This window comes from Streptomyces montanus, assembly GCF_005786655.1.
GTDB classification, from domain to species: Bacteria; Actinomycetota; Actinomycetes; order Streptomycetales; family Streptomycetaceae; genus Streptomyces; species Streptomyces sporangiiformans.
Genome location: NZ_VBZC01000020.1, coordinates 75917 through 92543 on the forward strand (window position 1 = coordinate 75917; position 16627 = coordinate 92543).

15 protein-coding genes and 1 pseudogene are annotated in these 16627 nt (G+C 71.1%); 9 read left to right on the forward strand and 7 right to left on the reverse strand.

All coding sequences use genetic code 11. The annotated features are described in order from the left end of the window. Positions 1–48: 48 nt before the first annotated feature. Positions 49–1251: a hypothetical protein gene (locus FE633_RS19610; RefSeq protein WP_138046476.1), complete on the forward strand. Its 1203-nt coding sequence runs from the start codon at positions 49–51 to the stop codon at positions 1249–1251. Between the two features lie 29 nt (positions 1252–1280). Here the strand turns inward: FE633_RS19610 and dprE2 are convergent, their stop codons facing one another. Both dprE2 and dprE1 read right to left on the reverse strand, forming a co-directional pair. Next, positions 1281–2036: a decaprenylphospho-beta-D-erythro-pentofuranosid-2-ulose 2-reductase gene (dprE2, locus tag FE633_RS19615; RefSeq protein WP_138046477.1), complete on the reverse strand. Its 756-nt coding sequence runs from the start codon at positions 2034–2036 to the stop codon at positions 1281–1283. Positions 2037–2168: 132 nt separating this feature from the next. Next, the gene (dprE1, locus tag FE633_RS19620; RefSeq protein ID WP_138046478.1) at positions 2169–3554 is read right to left on the reverse strand and encodes a decaprenylphosphoryl-beta-D-ribose oxidase; all 1386 of its coding nucleotides are present in this window, start codon (positions 3552–3554) and stop codon (positions 2169–2171) included. Between the two features lie 142 nt (positions 3555–3696). Here dprE1 and FE633_RS19625 point away from each other — a divergent pair, with 142 nt between their 5' ends. The 4 genes and pseudogenes from FE633_RS19625 to FE633_RS19640 form a co-directional block, all read left to right on the forward strand. Beyond that, positions 3697–4212, forward strand: a complete 516-nt coding sequence (locus tag FE633_RS19625) for a phosphatase PAP2 family protein (RefSeq protein WP_138046479.1) — start codon at positions 3697–3699, stop codon at positions 4210–4212. Beyond that, positions 4205–5143 (forward strand): decaprenyl-phosphate phosphoribosyltransferase, encoded by a 939-nt coding sequence (locus tag FE633_RS19630; protein WP_138046480.1) that lies wholly within the window; start codon positions 4205–4207, stop codon positions 5141–5143. The genes FE633_RS19625 and FE633_RS19630 overlap by 8 nt, the downstream gene beginning before the upstream one ends. Before the next feature lie 48 nt (positions 5144–5191). Beyond that, a complete protein-coding gene (locus FE633_RS19635) occupies positions 5192–5641 on the forward strand; it encodes a GtrA family protein (RefSeq protein ID WP_138046481.1) in 450 nt (149 codons plus the stop codon). Then, positions 5629–6505, forward strand: a pseudogene (locus FE633_RS19640) (YihY/virulence factor BrkB family protein); the annotation flags it as partial. The gene FE633_RS19635 and the pseudogene FE633_RS19640, both read left to right, overlap by 13 nt. A 189-nt stretch (positions 6506–6694) precedes the next feature. Here FE633_RS19640 and FE633_RS19645 read toward each other — a convergent pair. Beyond that, complete coding sequence (locus tag FE633_RS19645; RefSeq protein ID WP_246113719.1) at positions 6695–8002, reverse strand: D-alanyl-D-alanine carboxypeptidase family protein; 1308 nt, start codon at positions 8000–8002, stop codon at positions 6695–6697. A gap of 91 nt (positions 8003–8093) precedes the next feature. Here FE633_RS19645 and FE633_RS48450 point away from each other — a divergent pair, with 91 nt between their 5' ends. The 3 genes from FE633_RS48450 (at position 8094) to FE633_RS19655 (ending at position 10341) form a co-directional block, all read left to right on the forward strand. Then, a complete protein-coding gene (locus tag FE633_RS48450; protein WP_246113720.1) occupies positions 8094–8336 on the forward strand; it encodes an SCO4848 family membrane protein in 243 nt (80 codons plus the stop codon). Between the two features lie 14 nt (positions 8337–8350). Further along, positions 8351–9700, forward strand: a complete 1350-nt coding sequence (locus tag FE633_RS19650; protein WP_138046482.1) for a metallophosphoesterase — start codon at positions 8351–8353, stop codon at positions 9698–9700. A gap of 230 nt (positions 9701–9930) precedes the next feature. Beyond that, positions 9931–10341 (forward strand): ATP-binding protein, encoded by a 411-nt coding sequence (locus FE633_RS19655; RefSeq protein WP_138046483.1) that lies wholly within the window; start codon positions 9931–9933, stop codon positions 10339–10341. Positions 10342–10387: 46 nt separating this feature from the next. Here the strand turns inward: FE633_RS19655 and FE633_RS19660 are convergent, their stop codons facing one another. Then, positions 10388–11842, reverse strand: coding sequence for a sensor histidine kinase (locus FE633_RS19660; RefSeq protein WP_138046484.1), 1455 nt, complete (start codon positions 11840–11842; stop codon positions 10388–10390). Next, positions 11839–12528, reverse strand: coding sequence for a response regulator transcription factor (locus FE633_RS19665; protein WP_138046485.1), 690 nt, complete (start codon positions 12526–12528; stop codon positions 11839–11841). Before FE633_RS19665 ends, FE633_RS19660 begins: the two co-directional genes overlap by 4 nt. Positions 12529–12698: 170 nt before the next feature. On the opposite strand from FE633_RS19665, the gene FE633_RS19670 reads away from it, so the two are divergent. Next, positions 12699–15176, forward strand: coding sequence for an MMPL family transporter (locus FE633_RS19670; protein ID WP_138046546.1), 2478 nt, complete (start codon positions 12699–12701; stop codon positions 15174–15176). A 74-nt stretch (positions 15177–15250) separates the two neighbouring features. On the opposite strand, the gene FE633_RS19675 is transcribed toward FE633_RS19670, so the two are convergent. Together FE633_RS19675 and FE633_RS19680 are read right to left on the reverse strand one after the other, a co-directional pair. Further along, positions 15251–15982, reverse strand: a complete 732-nt coding sequence (locus FE633_RS19675; protein WP_138046547.1) for a TetR/AcrR family transcriptional regulator — start codon at positions 15980–15982, stop codon at positions 15251–15253. Positions 15983–16097: 115 nt separating this feature from the next. After that, entirely contained in the window at positions 16098–16604 is a 507-nt protein-coding gene (locus FE633_RS19680; protein ID WP_138046486.1) for a thiol-disulfide oxidoreductase DCC family protein, read from the reverse strand. Between the last annotated feature and the right edge of the window lie 23 nt (positions 16605–16627).

Sequence of the window (16627 nt, forward strand, 5' to 3'; positions counted from 1 at the left end):
GACTCGCGCGCCCGGGGAGCACCGGCGGAGCGGACGACGAGGGGGATCATGCGCAGGATCACCGTCACGCTCGCCGTGCTCGCCCTCGCGGCGGCCGGGTGCGCGGGCAAGGGAGGGCAGGAGGGGCAGGGGAGCCAGAAGGGGCAGGAGAGCCAGTCGGGGCAGACAGACCCGTCAGGCGGAGGCGGCGGTTCCTCCTCCGGGCCGGCCTGGACGTACGACGAGATCTTCGACTCCCAGGGCCTGTCGGACGTGGTCGCGCTCGCCGAGGACGACATCTGGGTCGCGGGGGCCACGGAGGGGACCTCCGACGGTTTCCTGCTCCGCTACGACGGCAAGCGCTGGCAGCGGCAGCCCATGCCGACGACGCTCGGGGAGAGCGTCCACGAGCCGCGTCTGGACCCTCTGGGCTCCGGGGAGGTGCTGCTGACGGCCGGCCGGCCGGATCAGAGCGCGTCGCGGATGGCTCACTGGGACGGCACCCGCTGGTCCGCGGTGCCGGAGCTCCCCGACGGCCGCCCCGTGGCCGACCTGAAGGCCTTCAGCGCCGACGACATCTGGGTGCTCAGCCGCGACTCGCGGATCCTGCACTGGGACGGCACCCGGTGGACCACGTCCGCGCTGCCCGCGACCGCCGCCTCGCTCGACGGCAGCGCCTCCGACGACCTGTGGGCCGTCGGCTACCGCGACGGCGAGTCCGAGGAGAGCGGTCACGAGACCGCCCAGCCCGCCGCTCTGCACTGGGACGGCCGCGCCTGGACGGTGACGCCGACGCCGGAGTACCGCTTTCCGGACCCGGTGCCGCCCGAGCCCACCGCCACCCTCGACGAGGTCCTCGTCCTCGCGAAGGACGACGTGCGGGCGTACGGCACGCACACCTTCAACCATGGCGAGGTCGACGCCGAGCCGCAGGACGAGGCCGTACGCCTGCGCTGGGACGGCTCGCGCTGGAGCAGGCAGCCGGACGCGGAGAGGGACTGCGCCACACGCGTTCCCGTGGCGCGCGACGGTACGCGAGGACTCTTCCTGGACGGCAACCGCTACCTCGCCGAGGACGGCGCGTGCACGAAGATCAAGCGCCCCAGGCTGCCCAACACCGGCGGAGTCAGGCCCAGTTCGCAGCAGTCGCTCTGGCTGTCGGCGGTGGAGCCGGTCCCGGGCACCGACAAGGTGCTCGGTGTGGGCCACGTCCAGGTCAACCAGAGCGGCAACCCCATGGCGAAGTCCGTGATCGTCAGCCTGAAGCGCTGACCGACGCCCAGGCCCCGGGCCGCCAGGACCTAGACCGGCAGCCGCCGGAACACCGCTCGCGGTACGTGGCGCAGCGCCGACATGACGACCCGGAGCGTGCCGGGCACCCATACCGTCTCGGAGCGCCGCCGCAGGCCCGTCTCGATGGCCGTGGCAACCGCCTCGGGAGTGGTCGCGAGCGGGGCGGCCGGCAGACCCGCGGTCATCTTCGAGTGGACGAAGCCGGGGCGTACGACCATCACATGGACGCCCGTTCCGTGCAGTGCGTCGCCCAGGCCCTGCGCGAAGGCGTCGAGGCCCGCCTTGCTGGATCCGTAGATGAAGTTGGCGCGGCGGGCCCGCTCGCCGGCGACCGAGGAGAGCACCACCAGGGAGCCGTGCCCCTGCGTCTGCAGGGACTTGGCGCAGATCAGACCGGCCGAGACCGCGCCCGTGTAGTTGGTCTGCGCGACACGCACCGCCGCCCCCGGCTCGTTCTCGTCGCGGGCCTGGTCGCCCAGCATGCCGAACGCGAGCAGCACCATGTCGATGTCCCCCTCGGCGAAGACCTTGCCGAGCGCGGCCTCGTGGGCGTCGGAGTCGAGCGCGTCGAAGGCGACGGTACGTACGTCCGCGCCCAGGTCGCGCAGTCCGGAGGCGGCCGTCTCCAGTGCGGGCGACGGGCGGCCCGCGAGCCACACGGTGCGGGTGCGGCGGGCGATCAGGCGGCGCGCGGTGGCGAGCGCGATCTCGGACGTGCCGCCGAGGACGAGGAGGGACTGGGGGGTTCCGAAGGCGTCCTTCATGAAACCGAACTCCTATAGAGGTGGGTCGGGAAACCAAACTCACGAGGCGGCCGAGCGGGCGCCCGCGCCGCCGGGCCCGCTCACCGGCCGGAGGCGCCGGGCCCGCTCACCGGCCGGAGGCGCCGGGCCCGCTCACAACCCCAGACGCCGGGCCAGATCCGAGGTGAAGACTCCGGTCGGGTCCAACTCGCCCCGCAGTGCCCGGAACTCGTCGAGCCGTGGATACATCGAGGCGAGCAGCGCGGGCCGCAGCCGGGCGTCCTTCGCGAGATAGACCCGTCCGTCGGCCGCGGCGACCTCCTCGTCCAGCTCGTCCAGGAAACCGCCGAGCTCCGGCAGGTTGGCCGGGATGTCGAGGGCGAGGGTCCAGCCGGGCATCGGGAAGGAGAGCCAGCCCGGGTCGCCGTCCCCGAACCGCTTCAGGACGGCGAGGAAGGAGGGACAGCGGCGCCGCGAGATCCGGTGCACGATCCGGCGCAGGGCGTCCTCCTGGCCGTATCCGACGACGAACTGGTACTGCACGAAACCGCCCCGCCCGTAGACGCGGTTCCAGTGCGGGACGCCGTCCAGCGGGTGGAAGAAGGCAGAGATCCGCTGCAGCTCACCGGTACGCGCGCGGGGTGCCTTCCGGTACCAGAGCTCGTTGAAGAGACCCACCGTCGTGCGGCCCAGCAGGCCCTCCGGGACGAAGGCGGGCGCGGCGGGGAAGCGGCCCGGACGGAAGGCCAGTGGGTCCCTACGCGCGCGCGTGCGGTCGGGCAGTGCGTCCAGGGGGGCGTGGTCCCCGCGTGTCAGCACCGAGCGCCCCATGGACCGGCCGCGGGCCAGGAGATCGATCCAGGCGACGGAGTAGCGATAGCGGTGGTCGGTGGCCGTGAGGCGGGCCATCAAGTCGTCCAGGTCCGTGGCGCGTTCGGTGTCGACCGACATCAGCGAGGTCTCGACGGGCTGAAGCCGGACGGTCGCCGTGAGAATGACGCCGGTCAGGCCCATGCCGCCCGCGGTGGCGTCGAACAGGGGGGTGCCACGGCTCACCGTAAGGATCTCACCGTCGGCGGTCAGCAGCTCCAGCGACAACACATGGCGGGTGAACGACCCGGACACGTGGTGGTTCTTGCCGTGGATGTCGGCGCCGATCGCCCCGCCGACCGTCACATAGCGGGTGCCGGGCGTCACCGGCACGAACCAGCCGAGCGGCAGCAGGACTTCCATCAGCCGGTGCAGGCTGACTCCGGCGTCGCACAGAACCGTGCCGCCGTCGGCGTCGATCGTGTGAACCCGGTCCAGCCCGGTCATGTCGAGCACGGTCCCGCCCGCGTTCTGCGCCGCGTCCCCGTACGCCCGTCCCAGCCCTCGTGCGATGCCTCCGCGGGCCCCGCACGACCGGACGGCCGCCACGGCCTCCTCGTACGTACGGGGGCGGACCAGACGGGCGGCCGTGGGGGCGGTGCGGCCCCAGCCGGTCACGGGTACGGGGCCGGTACCGGAAACGGCGGTGTACGGGGAGTCGACAGGCATACCGGCGACCGTATCGCCCCTATATGCGCCTTTGTTTACGAAGTGAGTGAAATATCCCGCCTCTCCCCGAAATGGGTGATTAATTGGATGTCGCCCAGTATTGCCGTAATTCTTCGACGGTGGCCGTGAACAGTGAATCCACATGGACGACCTCGACGACATGGACCGCCGGCTGCTGACGGCCCTCCACGACTGCGGTACGGACCCACGCGTCGCGGCCGCCGCCCGCGCCCTGTCCTGGGCGGGAGAACACGGCACACTGTGGCTCGCGGCCGGGGTCGCGGGCGCCGCGGTGGATCGTGAGCGGCGCGGTGCCTGGCTGCGCGGCACGGCTCTCACCGCGGGCGCGCACGTCGTCAGCATGGCCGTGAAGCGGCTCGTGCGCCGCCCGCGCCCCGCGCACGTCGAGCCCCTGGTGCGCACCGCCGGCCGGCACTCCTTCCCCAGTTCGCACGCCACATCTGCGGCGGCGGCCACCGTGGCCTATGGCGCACTGGGCGTGCGCGTGGTGGCGCCGCTGGCCGCCGCGATGTGCGTCTCGCGGCTGGTCGTCGGCGTCCACTATCCCTCGGACGTGGCGGCCGGCGCGGCCCTCGGCGGGCTCATGGCCGGGCTCGGGACCCGCTGGATGCTGACGGGTGGCGGCGACCATGTCTGAAACGGCACTCCTGGAGAGAATGCCGCAGCGGCCGCCCTCCTCGCGGAAATACGGCCTCCTCAGGGGCCTGATCAGGACGGCCCGTCCCAGGCAGTGGGTCAAGAACGTCCTCGTGGTCGCCGCGCCCGCGGCGGCGGGCGAGCTCTTCTCACGCCATGTGATCATCCAAGTCGCGCTCGTCTTCGTCCTGTTCACGGCCTGCGCCGCCGCCGTCTACCTGGTCAACGACGCGCGGGACGCGGACGCCGACCGCGCCCATCCGGTCAAGTGCCACCGTCCGGTCGCCGCCGGACAGGTGCCCGTCCCTGTCGCGTACGCCGTCGGGGGAGTCCTCGCCGTCGTCGCCCCGACCGCCGCCACCTTCCTGTGCTCGCCCCTCGCCTCGGCCCTGCTGATCGCCTACCTGGGCATGCAACTGGCGTACTGCGTCAGCCTCAAGCACGTCCTCGTCATCGATCTCGCCGTAGTGACCACCGGGTTCCTGATGCGCGCGATGATCGGCGGGCTCGCGCTCGGCATTCCGCTGTCGCGCTGGTTCCTGATCACGACCGGCTTCGGCGCGCTGTTCATGGTCTCCGCCAAGCGTTACTCCGAGGCCGTACAGATGGCCGGGAAATCGGGCGCCACGCGCGCGTTGCTCACGGAATACACCGTGGGCTACCTCCGGTTCGTCTGGCAGCTCGCGGCCGGCGTCGCGGTCCTCGCCTACTGCCTGTGGGCCATGGAAGAGGGCGGTGTGCCGCACACCAGCGTGCTGCCCTGGCGGCAGCTGTCGATGGTCGCCTTCATTCTCGCGATCCTGCGGTACGCGGTCTTCGCCGACCGGGGCACGGCGGGCGAACCCGAGGACGTCGTGCTGCGCGACCGCGCGCTGGCGCTGATCGGCATGGTCTGGCTCGCGATGTACGGCCTGGCCGTGGCCAACTGGTGAGCCACGAGCCGGAGGCCGACCAATGAGCCACGAGCCCGGGGCGGACTCGTGAGCCACGTACGGCGCCCGGCGGCCGGGGAGCTGCTCGGCTTCGCGACCGCCGGGCTCCTCGCGTACGCCGCCGACCTCGCCCTCTTCGTGTGGCTGCGTGGCCCCGTGGGCGTGGACCCACTGACCGCTAAGGCGCTGTCATTCGTGGCGGGTTGCTCGGTCGCGTACGCGGGCAACGCGCTCGGCACCTACCGGCACACCAGTGCACGTGGACTGCGGCAGTACGGGATCTTCTTCGCGGTGAACATCGCGGGCGCCCTCGTGCAGCTGCTGTGTCTCGCCGTCAGTCACTATGGCCTCGGGTTCACCTCGCAGCGCGCGGACACGATCTCGGGCGCCGGAGTCGGTATGGCGCTGGCTACAGTCCTGCGGTTCTGGGGTACCCGCTCCTTGGTCTTCCGACAGGAGGGCCGTAACGAGGGCAGAATCGGATCATGGACTGGCTGAAGAAGCTCCCTGGCATAGGGCCGGTCGTCGCGCGTCTGATGACCACACACGCGTGGCGCTCGTACGAGCGTCTGGACCGGGTGAAGTGGGCGCGGCTCTCGGCGGCGATGACCTTCATCAGCTTCGTCGCGCTCTTCCCGCTGATCACCGTCGCCGCCGCGGTGACCGCCGCGACCCTCGACAAGAAGCGGCAGCACCAGCTCGAGGACAAGATCGCCGACCAGATCCCTGGCATCTCCGACCAGTTGGACATCAACGGCCTGGTGGAGAACGCCGGCACCGTCGGCATCATCGCGGGTGCGGTCCTGCTGTTCATCGGCATCGGCTGGGTCGGCTCCATGCGCGAATGCCTGCGGGCGGTGTGGGAGCTGCCCGACCCCGACGAGAACCCCGTCCTGCGCAAGGCCAAGGACGCCGGGGTGCTCGTCGGGCTCGGCGGCGCCGTGCTCGTCACGCTCGCCGCGTCCACCGTCGCGTCGACGATGGTCGGCTGGACGGCCCGGCAGCTCGGCATCGACGAGACCGGCTGGAGTGGCGCCCTGCTGCAGGCCGCCGCGTTCGCCATCGCCGTCCTCGCCGACTTCTCGCTCCTCCTGTACGTCCTGACGCTGCTGCCCGGCGTCGAGCCGCCCCGCCGCCGTCTGATCACCGCCGCGCTGATCGGGGCCGTCGGGTTCGAGCTGCTGAAGCTGCTGCTCAGCGGCTATATAAGCGGCGTCGCCTCGAAGAACATGTACGGCGCCTTCGGGGTGCCCGTCGCGCTGCTGCTGTGGATCAACTTCACCGCGAAGCTCGTGCTCTTCTGCGCCGCCTGGACGGCGACGGGGGAGAACGGCACCACCGAAGAGGCCGGTGATTCGGAAGACACGGAGGGCCCCGAGGAGTCCCTGGAAGGCCTCGAGGAGCCCTCGCAGGAAACCGAAACCGAAGCCGAGGCCGAGGCCGAAGCTGAAGCCCACGCCGACGAAGCCCACGCTGACGAAGCCGACGATGCCCACGCCGCCGAAGCCGACGATGGGGACGCCGGCGAAGCCGACGCCCAGCGAAAGCATGTCAGGGGCGCGGGCGACGGCGCATCAGGTCGGGCAGCGGCCAGCGGCGGTTGACGAGGAACGCCCCGGCCGCGAGGAGCACGAGAAGACCGCCGGTGATCGCCAGCGCGATGCCGATACCGCTCGAACCCGCCTCCTTCTTCGAAGCGGCGACGGACTTCTCACCGGTACCGGATCCCCCCGCCTGGCCGGAGGCGCCCGCACCCGGCTGCGAGCCCGTGTCCGCGCCCTTCGGAGGCACCAGCTCACCCACCGGCTCGACCTTGCCCGACGCCTGGAAGCCCCAGTCGAGGAGGCGGGCGGTCTCCTTGTAGACCTCGTTGCTCTCCTCCTTCTCGGGGTTCATGACCGTGACGAGCAACACCTTGCCGTCGCGTTCGGCGACACCGGTGAAGGTGGAGCCCGCGTTCGAGGTATTGCCGTTCTTCACACCCGCGATGCCCTTGTAGACGTCGAGGTCGTAGGCACCCGTCAGCAGCCGGTTGGTGTTCTGGATCTCGAAGGACTTGCGGGTCTTCTTGCCCTTCTTGTTCTTCTTGGTCTCGCCCGGGAACTGGGCGCGTACCGTCGAGCAGTACTCCCGGAAGTCCTTCTTCTGCAGGCCGGAGCGGGCGAACAGGGTCAGGTCGTACGCCGATGACACCTGGCCCGTCTCGTCGTAGCCGTCCGGGCTGACCACGTGCGTGTCGAGGGCCTGGAGCTCCTCGGCGTGCGCGTTCATGTCCTTGACCGTCTGGTCGACGCCGCCGTTCATCGCGGACAGGACGTGGACGGCGTCGTTGCCGGAGCGAAGGAAGACGCCGAGCCACAGGTCGTGGACCGTGTACGTCTCGTTCTCCTTTATGCCGACCATGCTGGAGTTGATGCCGATGCCCGCCAGGTCGGAGGGCACGACCTTGTGCTTCTCGGTCCGGTCGAACTTCGGCAGCACGGTGTCCGCGAACAACATCTTCAGGGTGCTCGCGGGGGCCAGCCGCCAGTGCGCGTTGTGCGAGGCCAGGACGTCCCCGGACTCGGCGTCCGCGACGATCCAGGAACGGGCGCTCAGCTCCTTCGGAAGGACCGGGGCGCCGGCGCCGAGGTTCGCCTGGGTACCGGCCTTGCCGAGCTGGGCGCCGCCCACGGCCGACATGTTCGCCGGGGGTGTGGCGCTCGGCTTGGCCGACCTGCTCGGCTTGGTCGTGGCCTTGGGGCTCGGCGTTCCGTCCGCGAAGGCGGGCGCGGTGGCGGTCGCGGTGAGCGGCAAGGACAACAAGGCGGCGGAAGTGACCAGCAAGGACGACTTGGTGGTCTTTTTCATGGCGGACACGGTCGAGAACGTACATGGCTCCGGCCGGGAAGTCCCACCGCCCTCCCCACCCCGGAGGCGGCGCCCGATCGACGGCAGAGATACTGAGCGTATGAAGCTCAGCCGTTCCGTGTCCTGGTTCCTGCTCGCCTTCGGGGTGTGGAGCTGGGTCATCTGGATCACTTTCGTCAAGAACCTGTGGAAGGACGGGAGCGGGCTCGCGTTCGACGACGCGGGCGATCCGACCGGGTACTTCTGGGTGCACCTGACGCTCGCCGTTGTCTCCTTTGTCCTTGGGACGGTCATCGGGGTCATCGGGTTGCGCGGTATTCGCGCCATGCGCCACACGTCATAACGGGGAGCCACCGCGTGGTCATCGTCTTTCTTCTGGTCGCCGTGGCCGTCCTGGCCGCCTTCGGTGGAATGCACTGGTACGTGTGGCGTCGTCTGGTGCGCGATACGACGGCCCGGGCGGGGCTCGCGCGGCGTGCGGGCACGGTGGTGTTCGTCGCCGGGCCGCTGATCATGTTCGCGGCGATCGCCACCGAGCGGGCGGGCGCGCCGTTCTGGCTCCAGCAGCTGCTGGGCTGGCCGGGCTTCCTGTGGATGGCGCTGACGATCTACCTCTTGCTGGGCGTGCTGGTGGGGGAGGTGGTGCGGCCGGTTCTGCGGCGGGTCGTCGAGCGGCGTGCGGTGCCCAGGACACTGGACGATCGCGGATCGGTGGAGATCGCCGCGCCCGCCGCGGTTGTGGGGGCGGGGGCCGCGGGCACGCCCGACAGTGGTCCACAGGATCCTGCGACGCCTGACGCCGATGCGGAGAACGCCGGGGCCTCCGACGGCGATTCGGAGGCCCCGGCGGCTTCGGATGGACCGCCGGCCACGCCCAGTGGCCCCTCGCGGCGTCTCTTCGTGTCCCGTGTCGTGGGCGGGGCCGCAGCGGCCGCCGCTCTGGGGACGGTCGGATACGGGACGTACGGGGTGCTGCGCGGGCCGAAGGTGAAGCGGGTGACCGTTCCGCTGGCCAAACTGCCGCGGGCCGCGCACGGGTTCCGGATCGCCGTGGTCAGTGATGTTCACTTGGGGCCGTTGCTCGGGCCCGGGTTCGCCCAGAAGGTCGTCGACACCGTCAACTCGACCCAGCCCGACCTCATCGCGGTCGTGGGTGACCTCGTCGACGGCACGGTGGAGGACCTCGGGCCCGCCGCCGCACCGCTCGCTCAACTGCGGGCGCGGCACGGTGCGTTCTTCGTCACCGGCAATCACGAGTACTTCTCCGGTGCCGAGCAGTGGGTCGAGCACGTACGCGAACTCGGCCTGACGCCGCTGGAGAACGACCGGACGGAGCTGGCCGGCTTCGACCTCGCCGGTGTCAACGACGTGGCGGGCGAGGACGAGGGACAGGGGCCCGACTTCGCGAAGGCGCTGGGCGACCGGGACCGGGCCCGCGCGTGCGTGCTGCTCGCCCACCAGCCCGTGCAGATCCACGAGGCCGTGGACCACGGCGTGGACCTCCAGCTCTCCGGCCACACCCACGGCGGCCAGCTCTGGCCCGGCAACTTCATCGCGGGCCTCGCCAATCCGACCCTGGCGGGTCTGGAGCGCTACGGCGACACCCAGCTGTACGTCACCCGTGGCGCGGGTGCCTGGGGCCCGCCCACGCGCGTGGGCGCACCGTCCGACATCACGGTCGTACAGCTGGCCTCCCGGCAGGCCTGAGGCAAGGTCTCGGCTTCACCGCTGCGTCGCCGCTGGATTCCGGCCAGCCGGCACAAGGCGCACAGGGCCGTACGAGGGTCGACTTGCGACGGTATCGACGCCTTTCCCGGCTGTGGAGCCTCTTCTGGATTTGACGCGTTCACGCGGGGTTGACGATTGCAGGCGTGATGCGGTGCGTTCACTCCACCCAGCATGATGTGACGGAGGCGTGTGCTGGAGGGGGAGCAAACGTGTTGAGACGCAACGCCTTCCGCCTGCCCCGGCATCCGGCCTCGGTCGCGATCGCCCGGCGCCGGGTGCGGGACCATCTGGCGGACTGGGGGCACAGTGGGGACGGAACGGCACTCGAGGACGCCGTCCTGCTCGTCTCCGAGCTGGCGACAAACGTGGTACGTCACGGACGGCCCCAGGAGCGGGAGTTCGAGGTCGCGGTGACCGCGCTCGCCGACGGCTCGTGCTTCATCGAGGTCTCCGACGCGAGCTCCGTCCAGCCGAGCCCGCGGCCGATCGAGGATGCCGGAGAGGAGGGAGCGGAGTCCGGGCGCGGCCTGCACCTCGTCGAGCACCTCACGGCGGCCTGGGGCGTGTGGGGCCGGGGCAGAGACGGCAAGACCGTGTGGGCGCTCGTACCGGCGGGCTAGGGCCTGTCCGAAGGATCAGGGCCCAGCCACCCGAGGGGCCAGACGGTCAGTCGTACGTCCGCGTCGGCAGCGTCACCGTCACTGCCAGCCCCTTGCCCGGAGCCGTCCGCACCGCCACCTCGCCCCCGTGCGCGGCCACCACGCCCTGCACGATCGCCATTCCCAGACCGCTGCCCGCGCCGCCGCCCGCCCGGAAGAACCGGTCGAAGATCCGCGCCGCGTCCTCCTCCGCCAGCCCTGGGCCCTCGTCCGCGACACACAGCCGTACGGTCCCGTCCTGGCGTTCCAGACCGAGGGTGACCGGCACGTCGGCCGGCGTGTGCGTCCGTATGTTCCCGACGAGATTGCCCAGGACCTGGCGCAGCCCCGACTCGTCGGCGTGCACGAGAAGGGCACCGTCGGCGTCCACCGAGACCGGGCGGTCGGGCTGCTGGGCCCGCAGATCCTCCGCCGCGTCGCGAACGAGACGGCTCAAGTCGACGTTCTTGAAGCGCAGTTCGGGCCGCTGGTCGAGGCGCGCCAGGGTGAGCAGCTCGTCGACGAGCCGGCCCATGCGGTCGACCTCCCCGTTCATCCGGTCCCAGGCTCGCTTGCGCTCGGCCGGATCGCTCAGCATCCCCTTGTCGTACAGCTGGAGATAGCCGCGGATCGCCGACAGCGGCGTACGCAGCTCGTGCGAGGCGTCGCCGACGAAGCGGCGCAGCTGGGCCGCGCTGCGCTCGCGCGTGCGGTACGCCGATTCGACCTGCTGCAGCATCGAGTTGAGGGCGACCCGCAGCTGCTCGACCTCCTCGGTCGGGTGCCGGCTGGAGGGCACGCGGCGGGTCAGATCCCCCTCGGCGATCGCCGACGAGGTCTCCACCATGTCCTCCAGGGGGCGCATCCGGCGGCTGACGCTGATCATCGTCAGCACGGCGAGCAGCGCGAGCAGCAGTGTGCCGACGGCGAGGTCGAGCTTGAGTGCCTTGCGGATGACCTCGTGCACGGAGCCGGTCGACGTGGCCATCAGCACCGTCGTGCCGTCGGCCAGGGACGCCGCGGTGACCCGGAACGGGGTGCCCTTGACCGTGACGTCGTGCGGTTCCTCGTCGGCGGCGAGGGCGGCCGGGTCGTCCACCGCGGCGGCGAGCGCGCGCTGGTCGTCGGTGGGCGCGAAACCGCCGAGGGTCAGCGGGCGTCCCCGAGCGTCCAGCGCCGTGAAGACGGCGTCCCGTGCCGGTGCGTCGGCATCGCGGCCGGAGGACTCCGACGCGAACTTGTCGCTCAGCGCCGTCAGCGCGCTCAGCGAGTCGATCTGCTCGATGGTGAGCCGGGTGCCGCCGATCGAGTCGCGGGTCCGGGTCAGATCCGTGTCGATGCCGTCGAGCAGGTAGGCGCGCATGCCCATCAGGCTCGCCGCGGTCGCCACGACGATGCCGAGCGCCAGCAGGGCCACGTTCGCCAGTGCCAGCCCGCCGCGCAGCGAATGGATGCCATGGCGGTGACGGTGGCGGATGCTCATGCGAGCCCGTACCCCACACCCCGGCGGGTCGTGATCACGGGCGCGCCGAGAGCGTCGAGCTTGCGCCGCAGATAGCTGATGTAGGTCTCCACGACGGTCGACTCGGCCGAGTGCTCGTACTGCCAGACGTGGCGCAGGAGTTGCTCCTTGGGCACGATCTGCCCGCCGTTGCGCACCAGGAAGCGCAGCAGCGCGTACTCGGTCGGGGTGAGCTCCACCGTGCGGCCCGCGCGGCGCACCGAGTACGTCGTCTCGTCCAGCTCCAGGTCGCCGTAGCGCAGGGGCGGCCGTTGGGGGAGGACGTCGTCCGATCGCGTGCGGCGCAGGACCGCGGTGATCCGGGCGACGACCTCGTCGATGTTGAACGGCTTGGTGATGTAGTCGTCGCCGAAGCCGAGCGCGCCGACGATCTCCGCGGGCGCGTCCCGCGCGGTCAGGAACACCAGGGCCAGATCCGGTCGCCCGACGCGCAGTTCGCGGCCGAGCGTCCGGCCGTCGCCGTCCGGCAGCATCACGTCGAGGAGCGCGGCGTCGGGACGCGTGCGCTCGGCGAGCGTCAGCGCCTGGCGGACGGTGCCCGCCGTCATCACCTCGAAGCGGTGGTAGCGCAGGGCGATGGCGAGGACGTCCGCGATGCTCGGCTCGTCCTCGACCACCAGGACCGTGGCTCCTTCGTGAGCGGTCATGGCCCCAGTATCGGCGCGGGCAGCGGCCGTTGGGGCCGCCCTTCGCATTGGAGTTCCTTGAGAGTCATGGCCGTGCCGTGTCCACGCCCGTGCGGCGCCCCCGATGCTGAGCCGCAGGACCTGGGGGACCAACCGACGGACCGACTAAGGAGCGTTGAGGCGTGACGACATTGGCACGGTGGTGCTATCGGCACCGGCTGGTGGTCCTGTTGCTGTGGCTGGGGGCGCTGTTCGGGCTGGGCTTCGCGGGATCCACCGCGGGCACGAACTACGCGGACACCTTCTCCCTTCCGAACACGGACTCCACGCGCGCGTACGACCTGATGAAGAAGGCCTTTCCCGAGAGGTCGGGCGACACCGACACGGTGGTGTGGAAGGTCGACGACGGAACCGTACGGGACGAGTCCGTACGCTCCCGGATCGAGCCCGCGCTCGCCGCGATCGGCGAGATGAAGGGCGTGGGCGAGGTCACCAACCCGTACACCGCGCGGGGCGGGGCCCAGATCAGCGAGAACGGGAAGATCGCCTACGCCCAGGTCACCTTCGCCGAGCAGGCGAACTCCGTACCCAAGGAACTGGTGCAGGACGTCGTCGACACGGCACAGGACGCGCAACGAGGCGGCTTGCGGGTCGAGTTGGGCGGCCAGGCGATCACACGCATCCAGGAGCCGCCCACCGGCACCGCCGAGCTGGTCGGCATCGCCGCGGCGGCGGTCGTGTTGTTCCTGGCCTTCGGATCGCTCTTCGCGATGCTGGTGCCGATCGTCATCGCGGTCTTCGGCGTCGGCACGGGGCTGCTCTCCACCCAGCTGCTCAGCCATGTCACGAACGTCCCCGAACTCGCCTCGCTGCTCGCCACGCTGATCGGACTCGGAGTCGGCATCGACTACGCGCTGTTCATCGTCACCCGGCACCGGCGCGGCATCCTGCGGGGCATGAAGCCGGAGGAGGCGGCGGTCGCGGCCCTCAACACCTCCGGCCGGGCGGTGCTGTTCGCGGGCGGCACGGTGTGCATCGCGCTCGCCGGAATGCTCGTGATGAACCTGCGTTTCCTGAACGGTGTGGTCATCGGCACCTCGCTCACGGTCGTACTGAGCGTGCTCGCGGCGGTCACCCTGCTGCCCGCGCTGCTCGGCCTCCTCGGCACTCGGGTGCTCAGCCGCAGGCAGCGGCGCAGGCTCGCCGCCACAGGGCCGGAACGGGAGCAGGCGAGCGGTCTCGCGGTGCGCTGGTCCTCGAACGTCCAGAAGCGCCCGCGCTCGATCGCCACCCTCGCGGTCGTGGTGATGGCCGTGCTCGCGCTCCCCGTGCTGTCGCTGCGGCTCGGCGCCACCGACCAGGGCAACCACGAGGCGTCGTCGACGACCCGGCAGGCGTACGACCTGCTCGCCGAGGGCTTCGGGCCCGGCTTCAACGGCCCGCTCCAGGTGGTCACGGACGGCGGCGACGCGGAAGGACTCGTCTCGCGCATCCGGTCGACCGAGGGCGTCGCGCAGGTCGCGGCGGCTCCGGCCGTGCGGGGCGTCACGGTGATCCAGGTCGTGCCCACCACCTCACCGCAGTCCGAGCAGACGGACCGGCTCATCGACACCCTGCGGGACGAGGTGATCCCGGACTCCGGCGCGCCTGCCCATGTCGGCGGCGTGACGGCCGTGTCCAAGGACTTCGCGACCGTGACCGGAGACCGGTTGCCGTACTTCATCGCGGCGATCATCGGACTCGGCTTCCTGCTTCTGCTGGTCGCCTTCCGCTCCCTCGTGGTGCCGCTGACGGCCGCGGTGATGAACCTGATCGCGGCCGCGGCCTCGTTCGGCGTACTCGTCGCGGTCTTCCAGTACGGCTGGGGCCTGGATCTGTTCGGCCTGGGCAAGGAGGGGCCGATCAACGCCTACCTGCCGGTCATCATGCTGTCGCTGCTCTTCGGGCTCTCGATGGACTACCAGGTGTTCCTGGTGAGCCGGATGCACGAGGAGTGGGTACACACGCGGGACAACGCGCGCGCCGTGCGTGTGGGCCTCGCCGAGACCAGCCGCGTCATCAACAGCGCCGCTCTGATCATGGTCTGTGTCTTCCTCGCCTTCGTGCTGAGCGGCGACCCCGAAGCCGCGATGGCGGGCATCGGCCTCGCCGCGGCGGTCGCGCTCGACGCGTTCATCCTCCGTACGGCACTGGTGCCGGCCGCGATGCACCTCCTGGGGATCTCCAACTGGTGGCTGCCCGGGTGGCTGGAGAAGCGGCTGCCCCATCTGGCGGTGGAGCCCCGGGAGGAACGGGAGGAAGAGGAAGCGGAGGCACGCGCGGAGGTGCCGCACGCACGCGTGCCGGACGGCGGTGTCCACGCGCGCGTGCCTCTCGACAAGGGCGGTGAGGCGGGCGGCTCCGTGGTACACGGCTTCGTCCGCAGCGCGGACGGGCAGCCGGTCGGGGGTGCCGTGCTGAACCTGCTCACCCAGGGAGGCCGCCGGCTGGACCGCGTGACGTCGCTGGCCGACGGCTCGTACATCGTCGCGGTGCCGTTCCCGGGGACGTTCCTGCTCGCGGCGACGGCTCCTTCGTACGCCGCCCGCGCGAGGCAGGTGACCGTGTCCGACGATCCGCTGGTGTACGACGTGGAGCTGGAGGCCGATGAGGTGGACGCGGTGAACTGAGGGGCGGTCGGTGAGAGGGGCGCCCGCTGCGGAGGCGGGCGCCCCTCGCGCTTGCCCTCGCACTTGCCCTTGCGCTACTCCTCGCGCGCGCCGAAGCGCTTGCCCCTGCCCCTGTCCTTGCCCCTGTCCTTGTCCTTGTCTCTGCTCTGATTCTTGTCCTGGGACGACGCCGCCGGGTCGGGGAGGGCTTTCGTCATCCCCGGCAGGAAGTCCGTGAAGAGGTCATGCACCTCGCGAACCAGCGGGCGCAGTACGCGGAAACGGGCCAGAGAGACGCCCAGGGCGGTGAGGCGGGCGCCGCGTTCGGCGAGGCGGTAGCTGCGCTCGCGGCCCTCGGTGCGGTCGAAGATCCAGTACAGAACGAGCCCCATCTGGGAGAGCCACAGCAACTCCGGCAGGACGTCCCGCAGTTCCTCCGGCACCTTCGCCTTGGAGCCCACGAGCACCTCGCGGCAGACGCCGATGGCCTCGGTGCGCGCGTGTTCCGACTCGGGCGAGAACGGGCTGAGCGGGCTGTCCGGGTCGGCGGCGTTCTTGAAGAACTGCACCGCGAACTCGTGGTACGGCGTCGCCACATCCAGCCACGCCTTCAACACCCCGGCGATCCGGGCTTCCAGATCGGTCTCCCGGTCCAGGACCGTCCGGATGGCCACCCGGTGGTCGGCGGCCATCCGGTCGTAGAAGCCCTGGATCAGATGCTCCTTGCCGGCGAAGTAGTAGTACGCGTTGCCGACGGACACCCCGGCTTCCGTGGCGATGGCCCGCATGGTCGTCTTGTCGTAACCCCGCTCCTGGAACAGGCGCATCGCCGTCTCCAGGATCAGGGCCCGGGTCTGCTCGCTCTTGGCGGGGGTACGGGACTCGTCGGCGGGGCCGTCCTGGCTCGCACTACTGTCTTTCGCTGCTGCCACGGGAACGAGCCTAACCAGTGGAACAGGCGCCGTTGTCGCAGCCGGGGGCGTTGTAGACCCAGCCCCAGCTCGGGTCGTACACCCACCCGTCGCCACGGCTGTAGGTGCCGCCGCCCCACCGGGCCCCACGCCACTGGGCGCCGCGCCACTTCGCGGCGGCGAGCACCACGCCCCGCGCCAGCCTCGCCCCGGCCGGAGTGCTCAGCCGATGGGCTGTCGGCCGGTGCTCGGAGAGCGCCCACAGGGTGACGATCCAGGCCGCGGCGCCCCGGTAGACCTGGCCCGCGTCGCCGACGACGGTGATCTCGTCGAGGGTGGCCCCGTGGTCGAGCCCGGGATAGCGGCGCCGGGCGGCCTCCGACCCGGCCGGCACCAGTTCGAGGGGCACCAACTGCCGCTGCCGTACGAGCCAGTTACGCAGGAATGTACAGAGCGAGCACTCGGCGTCGTACAGGACCGTGAGCCCGCGGACCGGGACGCGCGCGGCGTCCCGGTCCGCGGCGGCTGCCGTGGCCATCGGGGTCACGCCCCGGCCGCCGG

Coding starts and splice junctions, on each gene's coding strand:
- FE633_RS19680 (WP_138046486.1), bottom strand. CDS start 16,604: ATGGCCACGGCAGCCGCCGCGGACCGGGACGCCGCGCGCGTCCCGGTC.
- FE633_RS19675 (WP_138046547.1), bottom strand. CDS start 15,982: ATGCGCCTGTTCCAGGAGCGGGGTTACGACAAGACGACCATGCGGGCC.
- dprE1 (WP_138046478.1), bottom strand. CDS start 3,554: ATGCCTGTCGACTCCCCGTACACCGCCGTTTCCGGTACCGGCCCCGTA.
- FE633_RS19660 (WP_138046484.1), bottom strand. CDS start 11,842: ATGAGCATCCGCCACCGTCACCGCCATGGCATCCATTCGCTGCGCGGC.
- FE633_RS48450 (WP_246113720.1), top strand. CDS start 8,094: ATGAAGCTCAGCCGTTCCGTGTCCTGGTTCCTGCTCGCCTTCGGGGTG.
- dprE2 (WP_138046477.1), bottom strand. CDS start 2,036: ATGAAGGACGCCTTCGGAACCCCCCAGTCCCTCCTCGTCCTCGGCGGC.
- FE633_RS19665 (WP_138046485.1), bottom strand. CDS start 12,528: ATGACCGCTCACGAAGGAGCCACGGTCCTGGTGGTCGAGGACGAGCCG.
- FE633_RS19610 (WP_138046476.1), top strand. CDS start 49: ATGCGCAGGATCACCGTCACGCTCGCCGTGCTCGCCCTCGCGGCGGCC.
- FE633_RS19625 (WP_138046479.1), top strand. CDS start 3,697: ATGGACGACCTCGACGACATGGACCGCCGGCTGCTGACGGCCCTCCAC.
- FE633_RS19630 (WP_138046480.1), top strand. CDS start 4,205: ATGTCTGAAACGGCACTCCTGGAGAGAATGCCGCAGCGGCCGCCCTCC.